This window comes from Amycolatopsis sp. NPDC049688, assembly GCF_040674975.1.
In the GTDB taxonomy this organism is placed as follows: Bacteria; Actinomycetota; Actinomycetes; order Mycobacteriales; family Pseudonocardiaceae; genus Amycolatopsis.
In genome coordinates, this window is the sequence record NZ_JBFANY010000001.1 from 16791 (window position 1) to 35445 (window position 18655).

Consider the following 18655-nt stretch of genomic DNA (forward strand, 5'->3'; position numbering starts at 1 on the left):
CTCGCAAACCGTGACGGGATGCCGGACCCGCCTATCGGGTCCCGGCGTCGGCGATCGTCGCCTGATCAGCTGTCGTTCGTTTCTACCGTTTGACGCGGGCGCGGATCGCCAGTGCCGCGAGTGCGAGCAGCAGTGGGCCGAACGCTCGACCGGCCATCACCGTCCACACTCCCGCAGGTGTGAGTTTCTGGTCGGTGTCGCGGAAGATCACCGAGCCGAGCGCGATGCGGATCGCCTTGCGCATGCGGTCGGTGGTCCACAGTTGATCTTGGGGAGGGAGTATGGCGGGGGCGGGTGTCGTCTCGAACGTGATCTGCTGAGGCTGCCCGGCCGCCGCGGCTGGGACGGTGCCCGTCATCTGCTGTAGCGCCGTGCTGTCCGGCAGGCCGTGCTGGGTCAGCAAGACGAAGAGCACGCCGATCAGCATCACCAGGGCGGCGAGTGCGCGGGTGGCGCGTTGCCCGTAGCCGGAGATCAGCCAGTAGGCCGTGAGCAGTGCGCGCTCGGCGCGGCTGGTAGACGGGGCATGGCGGCGGGCTTCCATTTCGCCGTAGTAGAAGTCCCCGGCCCCGGCTTCGTTTTTGGCGTCCTCGAATGCCTTTCGGAGAGACCGGTACAGCACCGCCAGCCGCTCCGGTCCTACCGGCGGCACCTGGGCCGCACCGTCGAGGTCGGGAAGCTCCTTGCTCCAGCCGCCGGACTTGCGCCGCCCAGCGCGCCATGGGTGTTCCTCAGCGAGCACCCGCCGTGTGGTCCACCGCCACACCGGCGGCCAGGCCCATCCAGCCTGCCAATTGGGCGGCCGGTTGAACGGACTCCGCCCTTCCAACGACAGCTCGTCCAAATGGTGTGTGCCGGCGAAGCGGCACCACCGCAAGTCCACATCGGCCAGGGTCAGCTGCGCCACATCTGTTTCCTGCACCGACAGCAGCCGCGGAACCCACGCCTCAAGACCAACAGGCCGCCGGTCGTCGGAGGCGACCACCGCCACCGTGCTGCCTGAGCCAGCCGTCTCGGCGGTGAGCTGCTCCGGAACAGCCGCGACAGACCTGCCTTTAGGGGACTTGAATGGTGCTGGCATACCGCTCACTGATGACGGCCCACCGAAATGCGTCCGCCGCATACTCACTTCCGGACGGCGTACGCGGAGCTCGACGCCACGTTCGAACCGGGCGTCGTCGGCAGAGAGCCTGTCAGCCTCTACCTCGACGATGACTAGCTTGGCAAACGACGCACGATCCACATCCAATGCTCTCGTTGCCAGCGGTCCGAACTTCGTGGCTACCTCAAAGCGCGCGTCGGCAAACTTCGCGTCTCCGCTGAAGTGGGCGTCGATGAACTCCGCAGCCCCGCTGAACTGGGCGCCGTCGAACGCGGTGCCCAGCATGAACCGGGCGCCGACGAACTCGGCGTCCCCGCCGAACTCGGCGCCATCAAACCTGGCATATCCGCTGAACCGGGCGAGGCCGAACCCAGCGAGGTCGCCGAACCGGGTGCGGCGGAACAAGGCGTACCCGTTGAACTGGGCGGAATGAAACACGGCATTCCCGGCGAACCGGGCGCCGCTGAACTTGGCGTCCAGGCCGAACCGGGCGCCGCCGAACCCGGCATATCCGCTGAACTGGGCACCGTCGAACACGGCGTACCTGTCGAACTGGACGTCGCCGAACCTGGCGTCTCCGTCGAACCGGGCGTGGTGAAACCCGGCGACTCCGTCGAATCGGGCGCGGTCGAACCTGGCGTCCCCGTCGAACCGGACGCCGTCGAACCAGGCGTCCCCGCTGAACTGGGCGTGGCCGAACACGGCGTTCCCGCTGAACCGGGCGCCGCTGAACACGGCGTCCCCGCTGAACCAGACGCCCTTGAACCGAGCGCACACGCTGCCGGTCCCGTCGTCAACCGCGGCGTCCTCAGGGCGCTCCGTGCCCGAAGCGTCATCGTCGTCGTGGAAGTGGCAGTAGCGGAAATCCGCGCGGCCGAGACGAACAAGGGCTGCTGGATCGGCCGGGTCTTCGGACATATGAGTCAATAGCCGCTCAAGAAGCCCGATGGTCAGCGTCGTGCCGCGCAGATCCACATCATCGCTTGGAGCGAAGCGGCGAAGGACATCGTCGCGCTCGTCAGTTCCCAAATGCGCGAGACACCGCTCGAATCCCTCGATCTGCCGGCCAATGCACACGTCAGCTGCGCACGTTGGCCAGTCGGGACCTACGTGAGGCATGGCGTCGCTGTTGTCCTCAGGCACCGACGTAGTTCTAGGCGACTGGGCACGGTGCACCTGCTTCCGACATCAAAGTCATACCCGAACGGCGCAATGCTGGACGGCCGCAGCTCCCTACCTAACCCGCTGACCCAAGTCGGCAGTGAGCGCCTGGGGCGTCGCGTGCGTCCCAGGCGCTCCCGCCGCAGTCAGTCGCGATCACTAGCAGGCCATGATCCCGGACACCGGGCCCCAGTCCATGCCCGTGAGCTGCATGGAGTAGGCCGCCGGCAGCGATTCGAATCGAATACCGTAAAAAACGTACGGCCGTGTGCCGGGTGTCTGGTTGTTCTCCCACGAGCCCGTCGTATACCAGGGAATGGGCTTGTACTCGCCGCAGTTGTAGAAACCGATGTTGTCGCCATGGAAGGACGCATACTCGTAGGCGCAGAACCATCCGTAGTTCGCCCGGAGCTGACACTCCGGGATCCCCGATGCTCCCAGCGCGCGAGGTGCAGTCTCGCCGGGAACGGCGACGTTCAGCACGGCCCCCGGTAACTCGATCCGGTTCGGCGCGGCCTGGTGGGCCTGATTGCCCAGCTTCGCCAGGTACCCGTCGACCTTGTTCTGCAGACCTGTCGCTTGGCCGGCGGACAACCCGGCGGCCTTCGCCTGCGCGACGAAGTCCGCGGGAGCGTCTGCCGCGACGGCGGGTATCGACATCAACACCGAGCTGACGATCGCCACCACCAGGGCCGCGAGCGTTGTGGATTTCGACCGCACCGTTCTGCTCCTTCCACGCACGATCTTTTGCTATTTTTGGGGCGGCCCGCCCCCCAGTACTTCTTCGAGCCGCCTTGGGTTTCACGGTGGGCGGCCGTTCGTGTGAACTGCTGCAAGGTTTCTGCATTGCCCTGGTCACTGCGCTATCCCAGCGCTATCCCTGGGGGTGAGACGAGGTCGCTCCAGGGGGCGGGCATGGTGGTGGAGATCGTTTTGCTGGGCGAGGTGACCGTGCGCGTCGACGGGCGGCGGGTGGATCTCGGGCCTGCCCGTCAGCGGTGTGTGCTGGCGGCGCTGGCGGTGGACGCGGGCCGGCTGGTGCCGGCGGATCGGCTGGTCGAGCGGGTATGGGGTGCGGACACGCCCCGGCGGGGACGGGCGGTGCTGCACAGTTACATCTCACGGCTGCGCATGGCCTTCGCGGGTGCGCTGGAGGTCGTGCACCGCTCCGACGGCTACATGCTGGTGGCGCCACAGGCGGATCAGCCGGTGGATCTGCTCCGGTTCCGTGCGCTGCGCGGCCAGGCCCGGCACGCGGACGACGACACGCGCCGGGTGGCGCTGCTGTCTGATGCACTGGCGTTGTGGCGCGGCGAGCCGCTCATGGGTGTGAGCGGGCAGTGGGTGGACAGCGAGCGGGACCAGTGGCAGCAGGAGCGGGAAGCGGCCGAGCAGGACCTGACCGAGGTGCAGCTGCGCTTGGGCCACGGTGAGGATCTGACGACACAGCTGTCGGTCCAGACCGCACGACATCCGCTGGACGAGCGAGCAGCCGGCCAGTACATGCTGGCGCTGCACCGCGCCGGACGCACCGCGGACGCCCTGGCTTGCTACCGGCAGCTGCGGGAACGCCTGGTCGAGGAGCTGGGCACCGACCCTGGCCCGGCCCTGCAGGAGTTGCACCAGCGCATCCTCGACACCGACCCGACCCTCACCCCATCCCCGGCGGTCCGCGGCGACGCGAAGACCGACACACGGGTGCCACTGCAGTTGCCCGCGCCGCCGCGATGGTTCACCGGCCGCGGCACCGAACTGGCCCGCCTGGACGAGGCGCTGACCGCCGAACCGGACGATCGGCCGTCGGGTTCACCAGCCGCCGGAACGGTGGTGATCTCGGCGCTCGGCGGGGCGGGCGGGATCGGCAAGACCTGGCTGGCCCTGGCCTGGGCGCACCAGCACACCGACCGGTTCCCCGACGGGCAGCTGTTCGTGGACCTGCACGGGTTCAGCCCCACGGAAGAGCCGATGGCGTCGGCGGTGGCGGTGCGCGGGTTCCTCGACGCCCTGGGAGTCGATCCCGGTCGGATCCCGACTGACCTGGACGCGCAGGCCGCGCTGTACCGGAGCTTGGTCGCGGACCGTCGGATGCTGGTGGTGCTGGATAACGCCGCGACCGCTGAGCAGGTCGTCCCGTTGTTGCCGGGCAGCCCGTCGTGCACGGTGCTGGTCACCGGTCGCACCAGGCTTGCCTCGTTGATCGACCGGCACGGCGCCCGCCAGCTGCAACTCGATGTCCTGACCCATGACGAGGCCCGTGCCCTGCTCGCCGCACGCCTCGGCGCGGACCGCGTCGCCGCCGAACCCGCCGCTGTGGAGGAGCTGGTCGCGTTGTGCGGGGGCTATCCGCTGGCGCTGTCGATCACCGCCCGTGACGCCGCCACCCGCCCTGACGTCCCGCTGGCCGAGGTCGCCGCCGAGCTGCGCGAGCTGGGGTTGGAGATGCTCGACCACGACACCGACCCCGCCGCCAGCCTGCCCGCCGTCCTCTCGTGGTCCCTGCGGCGGCTCACCGACGAACACCGCACCGTGTTCGCGCTGCTGGGCATCGCCCCCGGCCCCGACACCACCCTGCCCGCCGTGACCGCCCTCACCAACCTGCCCCCGGCCCGCGCCCGCAAAGCGCTATCGGCGCTGGGGGAGGCGTCCCTGCTCGAGCGACGACCGGGCGGCCGGTACGCGATGCACGACCTGATCCGCGCCTACGCCGCCACCACCGCCCACGACCTACCCGACGACGTGCGGGAGACAGCCTTGGTGCGGGTGATGGACTTCCACCTGCACACCGCCCACACCGCCAACGACCTCCTGGCCCCCGCCCGCGCACTCGTGCAACCCGATCCCCCCGCGCCCGGCGTCCACCCGCACCCGCTGTCCGACGCCGCGGCCGCGCTGGCCTGGCTAGATGCCGAGCACGCCACCCTACTGGCCACCCAACGCGCTGCGGTCGCCCTTGGATGCCACCATGTCGTCTGGCACCTCGCCCAGGCACTGGACACTTTCCATTTCCGGCGAGGGCATCAGCACGACATGCTTACCGCGTGGCGGGCCGCGCTGGACGCTGCCGCTCACCTGCCTGATCCCGCCACCCGCAGCCGCGCTCACCGAATCCTCGGCAACGCCTGTGCGAGGCTGGGCCTGCATGAGGAGGCTATCGGGCACCTGGACCGGGCGCTCGACCTAGCCGTGCGCCACGACGACCCCACCGAACAGGCACACACCCACCGGGCGCTCGCCTACGCGTGGGTACGAAGAGGGGATGACCGGCGGGCTCTGGGCCACGCCCGACACGCCCTCGACCTCTACCGCACCGTCGACCTGCCGGTACGAGAAGCCGAGGCGCTCAACGCGGTGGGCTGGTGCGCCGCGCGCCTGGGCGACTTCGACACCGCCCGCGACCACTGCGACGCCGCTCTCACCCTGCACGGACACCACCACAACCTCGAAGGTGAGGCGACCACGCTGGACAGCCTCGCGTTCATCGCCCACCGCACCGGCGACCACCAGCAGGCCATCGACCACTACCACCAGGCCCGCGCCCTGCGCCGCACCCTCGGCGACGCCTACGAGGCCGCGGACACCCTCGACAGCATCGGTCACCCCCACGCCGCGCTTGGACAACATGAGCGGGCCCGCCAGGTGTGGCAGGAAGCGCTGGAGCTGTACCGGGAACAAGGCCGCGACGACGACGCCGAGCGGGTGCAGCGACAACTCGACGACCTCGACGACCGCCATGACGGTGACCAACCAGCCCCATCCGCCGAAACCGCGAAGTAGTTTCGCCGAGTTGTCCCGGCGCGGGATGTGCGCCCGGCAGGTCTGGCCGACCCGCAGATCCTGGGCCTCATGCCACCAGGGTGTCGCGCGTGCACGACGGCGGACGAGTCGCTTTCGCCCGGTGCGACCGTGATCCAGGCACTGTCTGGCAGTTGGTGGCGAAGCGCGCACCTACCCTGGCGTATGGGACTGCAAGTTCGGCGCGGACTTGAACAGCATTACCTGCTGGTTTGCGTGGCCTCGGTGTGGCTCGCTACGGCCCGAATCACGGTGGGCGCAGCAGCCCGACTGCCAGCCGGTGACCGACCGCATCCACTCCTCGGCTTGGGCGAAGTCGATCCGACCGGCGGCGACTCGGTCGAGCAGCCACCTCACGGCCGGGGTGTTGATCAGCCACCACACGTCGTCGGTCCGTTTACTGGGCTTTGACTTCCACCTCGTGGAGGAAGCGGTGCGAGCCGATCTGCAGCTCGACGCGGCGAGACATTCCGGTGGACATGACCGGGAATCATTCTCACCGATGGTGTCGCCGGTTGCGCACCTTTGCCAGCGTGCCGTTCCCGCGGTCACCAACCCGCCGCGACGGCACGGGCTGCCTAGCTCGTCCGGTCGCACGAGGCCTTACCGGTCGCTGTTGAACAAGGCAGTCGTCGTGCGGTCGACGGCTGTCCGCTGTCGGTGGAGGTCCTCCAGTTCAGCGTTGCGGAGGGCAAGTACCTGGATTTGGTTGGCGTAGAGCCGGATCGTGGCCTCCAGTTCGTGCACGGTTCGCGTGTGGTCGCGATCGGCTTCCTTCCGCGCGCGTTTCAGCGCGGAGACCTCCTCGCGCAGCGCGACCAGCTCCGGTTGCTGGGCCTCGCGGTGCGCGAAGGCGGCTACGACGCTGTCCTTGAACTGTTGAGGTGACCGGTAGTAGGAGTCCCTGCCGACGCCTGCTTCGCGGCACAAGGTGGAGATCGTCAGGTCGCCGTCGCTCGCGGTCGGTTGGCCGGCGAGCAGCCGGTTGAGCGCTTGTTCTAGGCGCGCCTGGGTGGTCGAGCGGGTCACCGGCTGGCCTCCGGAGAGTCGAGTTCGGCGATGAGGTGGTCGAGTTCGGCGATGAGGTGGTCGAGTTCGGCGAGGTGGCTGTTGAGGGCCTGCTGCTGGAACTGAGGGACCGGCCCGGCGTCCGCCGCCGCGGCTGCGAGCTCGGCGGCCTGGCCGCGGGCGAGGGTCAGGCGCGGCAGGTGCACGGTGGTGGAGCGACGCGCGTTGGAGCAGCGCAGGCACATGTTGTGCTGGGGCACGGGTCTTCCGACGGCGGTGGCGCGCTTGACGCATACTGCGGTGGCGGCGTTGAAGAAGCAGTCGTTGAGCACCCCGGGATGCAGCGTCTTGGTCAGGTGCACGAGCATCGTGCGCAGCCGGGGCGAATCTGCGACGGTGCCGGGCAGGTCGCCGAGTTCCCGGCGGATGCGCTGGAACTCGGCGTCGATCCGCTGGGCTCCGGCTCCGCTGGTGCGGGCGCCGCCGTTCCAGTCGCGGTAGAGGTCTTCGACGTAGTCGAGCGCGGCGACGGCTTCCTCGGCCGCCACCTCGGAGGCGAAGCCGGACGCTGAGGTGCCGGCGTAGCCCTCGAACATCGTGAGCTTGGCGTGGTGGTATTGCCGGGCGCCCGCGACCATGCCGAACGGCTGGTGGGCGATGTGCCAGGCGAGGGTGCGGCGGAACTGCCGGGTCGTGAAGTTCCACGGTGCGTCGCCGTCGGCGGGGATGAACGGGTTCTGCGGTGTGCCGAACAGGTCGTTGACGTGGTCGTGGAACGCCGTGATTCGGTTGGTGATCTTGCGGGCCAGCCGGGGTGGCGTGGTCGGCCAGAGTCGGTAGCCGAACAGGTGCGTCGGGTCGTCGTTGATGTGCACCAACAGGTTGACGGCGTCGTGGACGACGTCGAGCACGACCCATTCGGCCTCGTCACCGGAGAGCTGGCGGCCCTTGAACACTCGGCCGCGCAGCTTGTGCCGCGTACGGCCGTCGGGGGTGGGTGCGGTGAAGGCGCAGTCGCGGCGGAGTTCCATCACCTCCATGTGGCGCATGCCAGACAGGTAGGCGATGAGGATCCAGCAGGCGGTGCGCAGGTGGTGCACCTCGTCGTAGAGGCTGCGGTGGTTGAGCCGGGGCCGCCACGGCCGGCCGGTGCCGGGCCACTCGGAGATCGCCGTGTCGAGGCCGCCGTCCTCGTAGCCGAGTTCCGCGCCGTACTGCTCCATCAGCCGCGTTGGCGCGTGCTGGTAGCTGTTGGTGCCGCTCATGAGCGCGATCAGGCTGGCGTTGGGTGCCTGGACGACGCCGTCGACTACCGCGGCGTCGGGCCGCTGTGGCAGGCAGTATAGCGGCAGGGCGGGAACGCCTCGGCCTGCGGCGCGGCGGCGTTCCATGAACGCCTGGATCTTCTGGACGACCTCGCCGCGTTCGCAGCGGATCCCGGCTCGTGCTGCTTCGAGCTCGGCGAGTTCACGTTGTGCGGCCAGCAGGTCGGTGCTGGCGGTCTGGACGTAGAACAGCGCAACACGCAGCAGCGGAGCGAGGATGGGCTCCGGGATGCGGGGCGTGGCGTTCTCCTCGTCGACCAGGCGCCCGGCGACTTGTGTTGCCGGGCGGCCGAGCCATGGCACGATGGTGAGCCGGTCCCGGCTCAGGTACCGGCCGTGCGCCTCGACGTGCTGGATCACTCCGATCCGGACCGTGATCGTGTTCGCGCTGCACCGCGTGCGCCAGGCTCGGACCACGGCGTCGGCGTGTCGTTGCCGCGCGTGGGCGAGCCGGGTGACGCCCTGCTCGCGCAGCTCGGCGTACAGCAGGCTGAGGATGTGGACGTCCGTGTAGGCATTGGTCAGCTTCATCAGCTGCGCCGGCCGCTTGCCGTACGCCGTCGGCACGGCGTGCCGCAGACGCGAGTACAGGAACTCCTTCGCGGTGAACGCCGCGTCATCATCGGGAAACCAGCCGAAGTTGATGCGCAACGAGCCGTTGCTGCGCGGCGCGAACGGCCGCAGATCCCAGATGTCCTCGCTGAATTGGGGTCCCCGCCCGGTTGCCGGGGTCGTCAGCGCCTCGGGAAGGACCCACGGGTCGGTGTCCATGTCGGCGGCGGTCGAGGTGGTATCGACGGAGTGTGGGCGGGTCACGTGCGGCTCCAGAACTCGGGCGGCAGCAGAAGGCGAGCGCCTCCGGCCTCGGCGACTGCTTGGGCGGTGGCGACCTGTTCGTCGCGGAACTTCGCACGGATGCCGTGCACGATCCGGTTCCAGGCGAGGCCGAACCGGACAGTCCATTCCCGGCTGGAGTACTCCTCGCGCTGTCGTTCGAGGAAGTCGAGGAACGTGAGCACCTGCGGCAGGTGCCGGGTGGTGAACACCGCGTTGGTGCACTCGAAGCATCCCCACAGCGCCACCGGGCACGGCTTACCCCGCACGCCGAACGGCGAGTCGTTGAAGTCGCGGCACGAGGCCAGGAACACGTCGCGTTCCCGCGTGAGCGCGGCGTCGACCTCGTGCGCGGTCAACGTCTCCTGGCTGTCGTCGAGTCGGGCGCCGTCGTCGTCGAGCACGACAGGCGGCGGCAGTGCCACGCCGAGCGCGTCGACGAGGCCGTCTTCGACCGCCTGGTCGTGCAGCTCGTCGTGGGCTGGGATGTCGGCGTAGTGGCGGGCGGCGACCTCGGTGGTGTGGCCGCGGGCGAAGTCGGACAGCACGCCGGCGGCCTTGAGGTACTGCTGGGACTTATACGACTTGCGCAGCCGTCGCAGGTCCAGCCGCACCGGCGTCCCGTCGGAGTCGGTGAGCTCGGTGATGCCGTGCCGGACCTGCCAGGCGTGTAGGTGCTGCCACGCGCCTTGCCCGCCAGGCGGGAACGTCTCACGCAGGCCCAGATCGCCGTGGTCAACCCACAGGTCGGTACTGCCGCTGTGGGCGCGGGCCCGCGCGGTCAGCCGCTGCGCCAGCCTCACGAGCCCGCCGGGGTGGTGCAGCGCGCCACCGTCGCTGATCCGCATGCTCTTGGCCCTCGCCGAGCCTGCCCGGCGCTTGACGTAGTTGATCGTGACGAACCCACGCGCTGGGCTACTCAAGCAATCCAGGCGCAGCCGCTTGGCGCACTCCGGTTCCATGCCGGTCAGGCAGATCAAGGCCACGAGCAGGACGCACACATCGGCACGGGTCAGGTACAACTGGGCGTTGAGGGTGCGGCCGTTGCCGAGGCGCTTGCCGATCAACGGCCGCAAGAACGCCATGGTCAGCGGACCGTGCCGATCGATGTGCCACAGCGCGTTCTCCACCCGGTCCCAGCCGCCGATCTCCGGGTCCTGCCCAGCCACCGCCAGCGCCTCCCCGGCCTGGATGCGGCGCTGGATCGCCCGCACATCAGCCAGCGCAGCGTTCTTGATCGCCTCGAACACCTGAGGCGGGTAGGCATCCAGCGGCCGCTTGCCCCGCGGGTGATGTTCGCGCGCGGCGAAGCGCAGCCGCTCGGCAAACTCGGGATCGAAGGACTCCGGATGCCGATCGAACTCGAGGCGCAGCAGCCACACGATGGTGGCGACCGCTACACGCGGATTCCGGTGACTTGCGCCGTAGGTACGAATCAGCGCCTGCTCGATGCAGCACCCGGCGCGACACGTACACGGTGCGAGCGCGTCGACGCTTCGTGACCGTCGCCGCGAGGTGCAGGTCTCCGGTCAGTCTGCGCGGCGAGATCAGCGGCAGCTCGGTCACCAGCAGACTCGACGCCTCCTGCAACCGCATTCCGGTGCATACCAGCAGGTCGGCGAAGACCGCGTTGCGCTCGCCGTGCCGTCCTCTCCACGGCGGATCCGCTGCACCGCTGGGAAGTTGGCCGCGCAGTCCGACATCACGCCAAAGCAGATAGTCCTCGTAGGACAGGAACCGGACTTCAGTGGACTCCTCGTCGAGCTCCCGCTCGGCGTTGTGCAGCACAACCACCGGACCGGTTGGCGTGAACACCGCCTTCTCCAGCAGTCGGAACGGACGCTGGTCCAGCAGCCGCTCGTGCATCGCCCACGCCACCCACTTGTCCAACGCGGCGATGAATCGGTTCCACGTCGACGCCGACACCTCGAACCCCGGTGTTCGGCGCCGTGCCCGCTTGTACGCGCGCAGGTCTTCCTGATCGGCGTGCCAGATCGATCGACCGCCGCGGTGCTGGTGCAGAAACCGGCCGAACAGCATCAGGTCCCGGGCATAGGCGGCTCTAGTGTGTTCCGACCTCGCGCCCCAAGTAGCTAGCTCGCGAATGAACCGGTTGAGGTGCACGTCGTACGAGCCGTCCGGCTCGAGTACGAAGGGCATCCCTTCACCGATCCCAGCTCGATCGAGCACCGCAGCACCGTCGACCGCCAGCCAGCCCACGTCTACGGAGGTCTTGTACATCAGCACGCGCAGCAGCCCTCCTGTCACAGCCGTTCAACACCAGAGAGCGGTGAAACTGCGACAAGGCGAAAGCTACGACATAACGGAGCTTTCCACACCGGCACCCCAGGACACCACGTCGAGGGGACGGCTCCCGCGCTGGTTCTCGAGCGAGAACAGCGCTGGCTCGGTCATCGCGACCCTCGCCTGTGGCGCACGCCGTGACGAGCAGATGTGACCGCCGCCCGGCCCGGCTGCCCGGGTTCGCACCTCGCGTGGCCCGGCGGCGACACCCGCCGCGGTATCTCTTGCGTCGTCGGCAGGTGCGGTAGCGGACACCGGAGGATGCCGGTCTCGTAGGCGATGGCGACGGCGTGCGCGCGGTTGCGGGCCTTCAGCTTGGCGAGGATGTTCTTCACGTGGGTACGGATGGTCTCGTGTGACCGGAACTGCTTGAGCGCGATCTGGATGTTGCTCAGGCCGCGGACGACGTCGTCGAGGACTTCCCGTTCGGTAGCGGTCAGTGTGGCTGGCTGGGACATGCTCGGATCTCCGATGGCAGGTGGCGAGCAGAGGGGGCTGGCCGGGCAACGCGGCGCGTGCGCTGGCCCGGCCAGCCCCTGAACCGGGAGTCGGCTCGCCCGGGGGAAGGCGTGCCGCTCGGGGATTCCCGGTTCATTCAGGTGGCCTCGCGTGGGGTGGTGTGCGGACGACCGCGGTCACCCAGGTCCCGCCGTGGCGCCGGTCAAGGCCCGTGCCTGCGGCCGGGAAGTCGATGTGTCGAGGTGGGGCCTTGGCCGGTGTCGCGGGACCTGGTCGCGTGATTGAGGTCGCACGACACCGCGAGGTCGCGGGTGTTCGGTAGCCACGGCATCGGGTGTGGGCTCGCGATCGGCGGTCCATGCGATGAGAGCGTCGGTGGCGGAGTGGACGGAGTCGTAGCGGGGCTGTTCGTTGTCGGGGAGGGCGGGACGTAGCACGGATCCGGTGAGGGTGCGGGTTTCGTAGCGGTCGAGCACGCCGGCGGTGACGCGACGGACGGTCCCGACGGCGCGGCCGTCGACACGCACCGTCCAGATGTGATCGAATCGGTAAGCCGCGCGGGCCGGTGCGGTGCGCGGGTGGTGCTCAGTTATCTGCACCATCTCCCACTGGTTGATCATGGCGCTTCACGTCGTGATCAAGGAGAAAGCCAGTGGACCTTCGTCGTCAGCTCATGGAAGGCCGTGTGTCCGTGCCCTGAGTCGGGTCAGTCTTGAAGGTGGAGCGGATCCATCCGCCGTACGTCGTCATCGACCCGGCAGCCGTTGAGATCGCCGATGTCACGGAATACCTGCGAGATCTGGCGCTGGGCGACGGCAGCCCCCTGACCGGACGCAGCTACGCGTTCGGGCTGCTGCGATGGTTCCGGCTGCTGTGGTTGCTCGAAGTTGCCTGGGAGAAGGCGACCGAGGCCGAGGTTGCCGTAGTGGTCGGCTGGCTACGCACTGCGCCGAACCCGCAGCGACGACGGAGCACAGTGGCCCCCGGTCGGCCCGGCGGGATCAATTCCCGGACCGGCAAGCCGACGCTGGCAGCCGGCTACGCCCGCACGACGATCAACCATGCTCTGTCGTCGGTGAGTGGCTTCTACGAGTACCACGGCCATCATGGTCGGGGCCCGGTCGTGAATCCGGTGCCGTCCTCGCAGCAACGCCGTCGTGCTCTGGCACACCTGAGTCCGCTGGAACCGAAGCCGGTCGTGGGCAGGGCGCGGTTGCGGCAGCGGGTGGTGCAGCGGCCGCCACGTGCGATCCCGGACCGGCTGTGGGACGAGTTGTTCGACGTGATGGGCTGCGAGCGCGATCGCGCATTACTGGAGTTCTTCGTCTCCAGCGGCGCTCGCGCCGCCGAGCTGCTGGGCGTGACGCCGGAGGACCTGGACTGGGCCGGTCGCCGGATCTACGTCGTGTCCAAGGGCACCCGCGAGCGTGAGGCGATTCCTGCCTCGCCGCAGGCGTTCGTCCGGCTCGCGCTCTACTTCGACGAGATCGGCACCCCCGCGCAGGGCGAGTCGATTTGGCGCACCCGGCGCGGTGAGGACCGGCCGCTGTCCTACGGGCGCTGCGGCGGATCTTGCAACGCGCCAATGCGGTCCTGGGCACGAATTGGACCTGGCACGACGCCCGGCACACCGCCGCGACCCGGATGGCCAACAGCGGGACGCTGACGCTGGCGGAGGTGCAGGCCATCCTGCGGCACGCCAACATCCAGACCACCAGCCGCTACCTGACGGTCGCGGTGGAAGAACTGTTCGACAAACTCACCGAGCACTACAGCCGCCCGAAGCCACAGACCCACTTCCCGGCCGGCTACGCCGCCGCCGACATCGAGGCGGTGTTCGGTGCCTGAATCGCAGACGAGCACGACGACCGGTCTGAGCCGCCGGCACCGGCACGGCCCGATAGTGGAGGAGCTGGGTTTCTGCAGCCGCTTCGTGTCGGGCAAGATCGAGCCCCAACCGGCGACCGCGTCGACACCTCCGCGGCCGGCTGGCGAACTCGCAACCGCGTCTGTCGACCGCATCGTCCGGCTCGTGTTCAACGCCTGGGAAGGCGCGCCGATAAGCTGTCAGCATCGCGGCCAGGCAGCCGAGATCATCCTCACCTACCTGACCGAATTCCCGGGCCAGACCTGGCAGCAACGGTGGGACGCCAGTCCCGTGGGCCGTGGTGAGGCCGAGATCGGCATTCTCGGGACATCACGTGACGGCGGCTTCGCCGTCGGGCGCGGTCTGCGATCCCTGTTCTGCCTACGGGTGGTGCAGCCTTCCCTGCTGGCGTTTCGCAGGAATACGTTCCACGAGTACGGGCAGTTTTTCGTTGCAGTGCAGGGAGATCCGCTGCTGGAGAAGTTCGCCGAGCAGGTCGCCGCGTCCGACATGTCGTGGTCGCACCGCCGCGAAGCTCTGTTCGACGTGTGCTGCCTGCTGACCGTTCAAGGCGTGAGCCTCGCTGATCTCACCCCGGCGGCGTTGCTGCACTACGGGCACGAGACCCGTCGGGCCCGCGCGATCCTTCGTCCCGGGAAGAGGGACGTCAACCGGTTCGCTGGCCCGTCGGCCTGGAACATCCTGCACCATATGGGTCACTTCCCGCCCGACACACCGTCCACGATGCGGGCGGCGCTGGCCCGCGGCCAGCTGAGCATCGAGCAGCTGGTCGACCGCTACCCGATCCGCAACCAGGCGGTGCGGCAGCTGCTCATCGACTACTTCACCCGTCGTTCCGCCGACTCCGACTACGCCTCGATCTCCAATATGGTGCTGGAGGTCGCTCACCACTTCTGGGAGAAGATCGAACGGATCAACCCCGACCAGGCGGACCTGCGCATCGCCCCGGAGGTCTATACAGCCTGGCGGCACATGATCAGCACCCGCGAGGATGGGAAGAACGCCGGCAAACCACGCGCTGGTGTCGACGGCATCGTGATTTGCGTCCGCAGCCTCTACTACGACTTGCACACCTGGGCCAGCGATGAGCCCGAACGTTGGGCCCGCTGGGTCGCGCCCTGCCCCGTGCCACCGAGCGAAATCCGCGGCCTGGGCAAACGACGACGCCGGATCAACGAACGCTCCGCCGACCGCACCCGGCAACGCCAACCACTGCTGCCGGCCCTGGTCCAGCACGTCGAAGAGCGCTACGACAAGGCGCGCACTCTGCTCGATCATGCCCGGCAAGTCCAGCCGGGCGAAACGTTCCTTCTCGACGGGCGCCCCTACCAGCGGGTGGTCACCAGCCATGACCACCACACCCGGCGCCGATCAGGCGGCAAGAGCCCCATCCGCGTCGTCGAGGAAGCCACCGGCGAGCTCATCCACATCGAGACCGACGAGGAGGCCGCGTTCTGGGACTGGGCCTGCGTCGAGACGCTGCGCCATTCCGGGGTCCGTATCGAAGAACTCTGCGAGCTGACCCACCTCAGCATCCGCCAATACCAGCGGTCCAACGGAGAAGTGATCGCGCTCTTGGTGGTTGCACCGTCCAAGACGGACCGCGAGCGGGTCATCCCGATGAGCGCCGAACTGTTCCACGTGATCGCCTCGGTCATCCGCCGCCACACCCAGGGCGGCCGCAGCATCCCGCTGCTGAGCAGGTTCGACCCACACGACAAGGTCTGGAGCGCCCAGCTGCCGTTCCTGTTCCAGCGCCGGATCGGCTCCACCGATCGGGTCATCGCCGGCGGCACCGTCCTGAACATGATCAAACGGCGCTGCGACGCGCTGGCCGAGCAGCATCCCGGCTTCCGCACGACCCGGTTCACACCCCACGACTTCCGGCGGATCTTCGCTACCGAGCTGGTCAACAGCGGCCTGCCCATCCACATCGGGGCGGCCCTGCTCGGTCATCTCAACATCCAGACCACTCGCGGCTACGTCGCCGTCTTTGACGAGGACATCGTCCGCCACTACGTCGCCTTCCTCGACCACCGCCGCGAGCTCCGGCCGACCGACGAATACCGCGACGCCACAGGCGAGGAATGGGCCGAGTTCGACGAACATTTCGACAAGCGGAAGGTCGAACTGGGCTCCTGCGGACGTCCTTACGGCACCCCCTGCCAGCACGAACACGCCTGCATCCGCTGCCCGATGCTGCACGTCAACCCCAAGATGCTCGCCCGGCTCGACGAACTCGAAGCCGACCTGCTCGACCGCCGCACCCGCGCCGAGACAGAGAACTGGGCCGGCGAGATCGAGGGCATCGACATGACCCTCACCTTCCTGCGAGCCAAGCGCGACGACACCCAACGCCGGACACGGAGAGCAGCCGTCGACCTCGGCATACCCCTTCCACCCAGCGTCCCCCGCTTGGAGGCCGACTCATGACACCCGAGACCGTCAGCCCGCCAGGCCACGTTCATGCTGCGACAGATCCAACGTGCTACCAGATGATGACCCCGCCACCCACATTGACAGCCCGTCGGGCCGCGTCTTCGATGTTCCCAAGGCGACGTGAGATCGCAGCAACGGTCTCGCCGTGCGTGTCCTGCGGCCGACCCGGGTCCGGATGGGGCGCGACCGCATCGATGTTGGCCCGCAACCACGCGCATTCGTCCAGGAATCCCTGGACCTCATTCGGCGAGACCGTCAGATCGGCGCCAGCCAGCACCGGGAAGTATCGCGCACCCAAAGCCCGGACCGCGTCTGACCCCCAAACTGCAGCACGCCAGTACTCCCACCCGGCAAGCTCGGCCCCTATCTCCGGGGTGTCCAGTACCTCAGGCTTGCCGTCCTCGCCAACGACGAACACGTGCACCGACAGAGTCACGCTCCCACTGGACCACGTCGACAACCTCCGAGTCCAGCGATATCAGACCGCCCCGCCTGGCACCCTTGGGATGCGACGGCCGCCCGGAGACCGGCGTAGCGCGTCAAACGTGGTGCAGATAAGCTCGGGGTAGCGGTAGGCGGCCCACCGGTTGGTGATGGAGCAGTCGATGATGTGGTCGCCGGCGTTGACGATCGCGGTGACCGTGTCGCGGGCCAGTGCCGGGCCGACGAGGTCGGCCAGCATCGTGAACGCATCCCGCGCCGCATCGATCGCAGTCAGCGCCGGTGCGGCCTGTTCCCGTAGCGCTGTCGCGTTCAGGTGCCCGAGTTCGGTGTTGCGGTCGGCGTAGGCACGCTCGTCGGTGAATCCACGGGTCCAGCGAGGGGCGAGCGCGTCCAGGCAGGCGATGCAGTCGTGGCAGCGGTAGATGCTCGGCGCGACACCGCGATCGAGATTCCGTGACCGGGGTTCGTGCAGCCGTCGGTGCCGCACGTCATCGGCGTGATGGTGCTGGTGCTCATGACGAAATCTCCTCTCGTGAGCCGGAAGAGTGAGCGAGGGCGGGGACCGGCGTGCGCTCAAACGGCGGCGAGGACCTTGTGCAGGGTCGCGGCGGCGGTGCGGTCGTGCTTGCCCAGTTCACCGGTCATCACCCGGGTCATGTTCCGTTCGGCGCGGCCGGCACCGCGGATGACCGCTTCGTGGTTGAGGTGGGTGTTGACGGCCTGCACCACACCCCACCCGGTGTTCTTCCACGGGCTGACCCGGCTGTCGCTGGTCCACAACCGGGTCAGCGCCGAGCGCTTCTTGGCGGCGTTGGTCCGCCTCCGGCCCGGCTGCTCGGGGATCGGCGTGTGGGCGTCGAGGAACGCTTTCCAGGCTCGGTCGGTGACGGTGGTCTGGCACAGTTTCTTGACTTCGGCGGCGAAGTCGTCGGCGACAGTGTGCACGATCTGCAGGGCCTCGCGGGCGGAGAGCAGCTGCAGGTTGCTGTTGCGCTTGTGGACGACGGCGACTTCCTGGCCGTCCTCGCGCAGGCCGATGTTCATGGTGTTGTCGCAGACGACGTTGGTGACGACGCGCTTGTAGCGGGTCTTGAGGCTGGCGTCGTGGCTGGAGCAGGCGAGCAGGTTCGGGCGGAACTCCACCCCTTCGGGGGTGGTGATGTTGTCGGGGACTTCGACGCTGACCCAGGCTTGCTTGCGTTCGCGCAGCAGCCCGGCGGAGCCGATGGTGAGGCCGTCGTCGAGCAGGGCGGCGACGTTGTCCAGCAGCCAGGTGTCGTACTGGTGGATGCCGTATTCGTCGGTGTGGATGGCGAGGATATCGCCGGTGTCGGAGGTGGTGACGCCCAGGTGGTGCTCGGCGAGGCGGAGCCCGAACCGGTCCTCGACGAACACCCGGGCCGGTTCGGCGGTCCAGCCGAACAGGCGCCGCTTGACCTCGGTGATGGGGATCGGGCCGGGGTAGTGATTCAACTCGGCGCCTTGGTCTTCGGCGCGATAGTGCCAGGCGTGGCCGCGTTTGTCGGTGAATCCGACGAGGACCTTAGTGTTGAGCCAGATGCTGGTTTCCTTCGACACGGTCCGATTCCTCTCTTCGTAGCCGGTGCTTGCCCCCCGCTCGGAGGCGGCGGGCTCGCGGGGTGGACGGCTACGGCTCACCAGGCCGAGCGCCGGCGGTGCACAGGCCCCGAAACGTGGAGCGCCGGTGTCGTGGGCTGGTGGCTGTGCACCGCCGGCGTGGGCCTGGTTCGCTGGGCTGGTTCCCGCCGCGACGCCCAGGCACGGCGGGCTCGGTTGCCGGCGGCGGGGCGCACTGCGGCGTAATTTGCACGTCGTCAACTGTGTTGTGCGTCTCACTCGACGGTGTAACGAGGGTGTGAGGTTCTTCCGATGTGATCG

At 68.5% G+C, this 18655-nt stretch carries 14 protein-coding genes; 4 read left to right on the forward strand and 10 right to left on the reverse strand.

Going from position 1 to position 18655, the window contains the following annotated elements; translation table 11 throughout:
- Positions 1-82: 82 nt before the first annotated feature.
- On the reverse strand, positions 83-2245 hold the full coding sequence (locus AB0J55_RS00090; RefSeq protein WP_364240460.1) for a pentapeptide repeat-containing protein: 2163 nt from the start codon (positions 2243-2245) through the stop codon (positions 83-85).
- Between the two features lie 177 nt (positions 2246-2422).
- Entirely contained in the window at positions 2423-2983 is a 561-nt protein-coding gene (locus AB0J55_RS00095; protein ID WP_364240463.1) for a hypothetical protein, read from the reverse strand.
- Between the two features lie 195 nt (positions 2984-3178).
- Between AB0J55_RS00095 and AB0J55_RS00100 the strand changes: the two genes are divergently transcribed.
- Positions 3179-6037, forward strand: coding sequence for a BTAD domain-containing putative transcriptional regulator (locus AB0J55_RS00100; protein WP_364240466.1), 2859 nt, complete (start codon positions 3179-3181; stop codon positions 6035-6037).
- A 621-nt stretch (positions 6038-6658) separates the two neighbouring features.
- On the opposite strand, the gene AB0J55_RS00105 is transcribed toward AB0J55_RS00100, so the two are convergent.
- The 5 genes from AB0J55_RS00105 to AB0J55_RS00125 all read right to left on the reverse strand — a co-directional run bounded on the left by AB0J55_RS00105 (position 6659) and on the right by AB0J55_RS00125 (position 11984).
- Complete coding sequence (locus tag AB0J55_RS00105) at positions 6659-7084, reverse strand: hypothetical protein (protein WP_364240469.1); 426 nt, start codon at positions 7082-7084, stop codon at positions 6659-6661.
- Positions 7081-9204: a hypothetical protein gene (locus AB0J55_RS00110; protein ID WP_364240471.1), complete on the reverse strand. Its 2124-nt coding sequence runs from the start codon at positions 9202-9204 to the stop codon at positions 7081-7083. The genes AB0J55_RS00105 and AB0J55_RS00110 overlap by 4 nt, the downstream gene beginning before the upstream one ends.
- On the reverse strand, positions 9201-10472 hold the full coding sequence (locus AB0J55_RS00115; RefSeq protein ID WP_364240473.1) for a hypothetical protein: 1272 nt from the start codon (positions 10470-10472) through the stop codon (positions 9201-9203). Before AB0J55_RS00115 ends, AB0J55_RS00110 begins: the two co-directional genes overlap by 4 nt.
- Positions 10438-11463 carry a site-specific integrase gene (locus AB0J55_RS00120; RefSeq protein WP_364243342.1) on the reverse strand — a complete coding sequence of 342 codons (1026 nt, stop codon included), beginning with the start codon at positions 11461-11463 and terminating at the stop codon, positions 10438-10440. The genes AB0J55_RS00115 and AB0J55_RS00120 overlap by 35 nt, the downstream gene beginning before the upstream one ends.
- Before the next feature lie 170 nt (positions 11464-11633).
- Complete coding sequence (locus tag AB0J55_RS00125; protein ID WP_364240476.1) at positions 11634-11984, reverse strand: helix-turn-helix transcriptional regulator; 351 nt, start codon at positions 11982-11984, stop codon at positions 11634-11636.
- A gap of 719 nt (positions 11985-12703) precedes the next feature.
- Between AB0J55_RS00125 and AB0J55_RS00130 the strand changes: the two genes are divergently transcribed.
- Genes AB0J55_RS00130 through AB0J55_RS00140 form a run of 3 tightly spaced genes read left to right on the forward strand, consistent with a single transcriptional unit; the run spans position 12704 to position 16306 of the window.
- A complete protein-coding gene (locus AB0J55_RS00130) occupies positions 12704-13651 on the forward strand; it encodes a hypothetical protein (RefSeq protein ID WP_364240479.1) in 948 nt (315 codons plus the stop codon).
- On the forward strand, positions 13558-13833 hold the full coding sequence (locus tag AB0J55_RS00135) for a site-specific integrase (protein ID WP_364240482.1): 276 nt from the start codon (positions 13558-13560) through the stop codon (positions 13831-13833). The genes AB0J55_RS00130 and AB0J55_RS00135 overlap by 94 nt, the downstream gene beginning before the upstream one ends.
- Entirely contained in the window at positions 13826-16306 is a 2481-nt protein-coding gene (locus AB0J55_RS00140; RefSeq protein WP_364240485.1) for a tyrosine-type recombinase/integrase, read from the forward strand. Before AB0J55_RS00135 ends, AB0J55_RS00140 begins: the two co-directional genes overlap by 8 nt.
- A 55-nt stretch (positions 16307-16361) precedes the next feature.
- On the opposite strand, the gene AB0J55_RS00145 is transcribed toward AB0J55_RS00140, so the two are convergent.
- The 3 genes from AB0J55_RS00145 to AB0J55_RS00155 form a co-directional block, all read right to left on the reverse strand.
- Positions 16362-16748: a hypothetical protein gene (locus AB0J55_RS00145; RefSeq protein ID WP_364240488.1), complete on the reverse strand. Its 387-nt coding sequence runs from the start codon at positions 16746-16748 to the stop codon at positions 16362-16364.
- Between the two features lie 42 nt (positions 16749-16790).
- Positions 16791-17243, reverse strand: coding sequence for a hypothetical protein (locus AB0J55_RS00150; protein ID WP_364240491.1), 453 nt, complete (start codon positions 17241-17243; stop codon positions 16791-16793).
- A gap of 86 nt (positions 17244-17329) precedes the next feature.
- Positions 17330-18334, reverse strand: coding sequence for a DUF932 domain-containing protein (locus AB0J55_RS00155; protein WP_364240493.1), 1005 nt, complete (start codon positions 18332-18334; stop codon positions 17330-17332).
- Between the last annotated feature and the right edge of the window lie 321 nt (positions 18335-18655).

What these genes read in the sequence shown, in the direction of transcription:
- AB0J55_RS00100 (WP_364240466.1), top strand. Translation starts at nt 3,179, where the DNA reads ATGGTGGTGGAGATCGTTTTGCTGGGCGAGGTGACCGTGCGCGTCGAC.
- AB0J55_RS00120 (WP_364243342.1), bottom strand. Translation starts at nt 11,463, where the DNA reads ATGTACAAGACCTCCGTAGACGTGGGCTGGCTGGCGGTCGACGGTGCT.
- AB0J55_RS00125 (WP_364240476.1), bottom strand. Translation starts at nt 11,984, where the DNA reads ATGTCCCAGCCAGCCACACTGACCGCTACCGAACGGGAAGTCCTCGAC.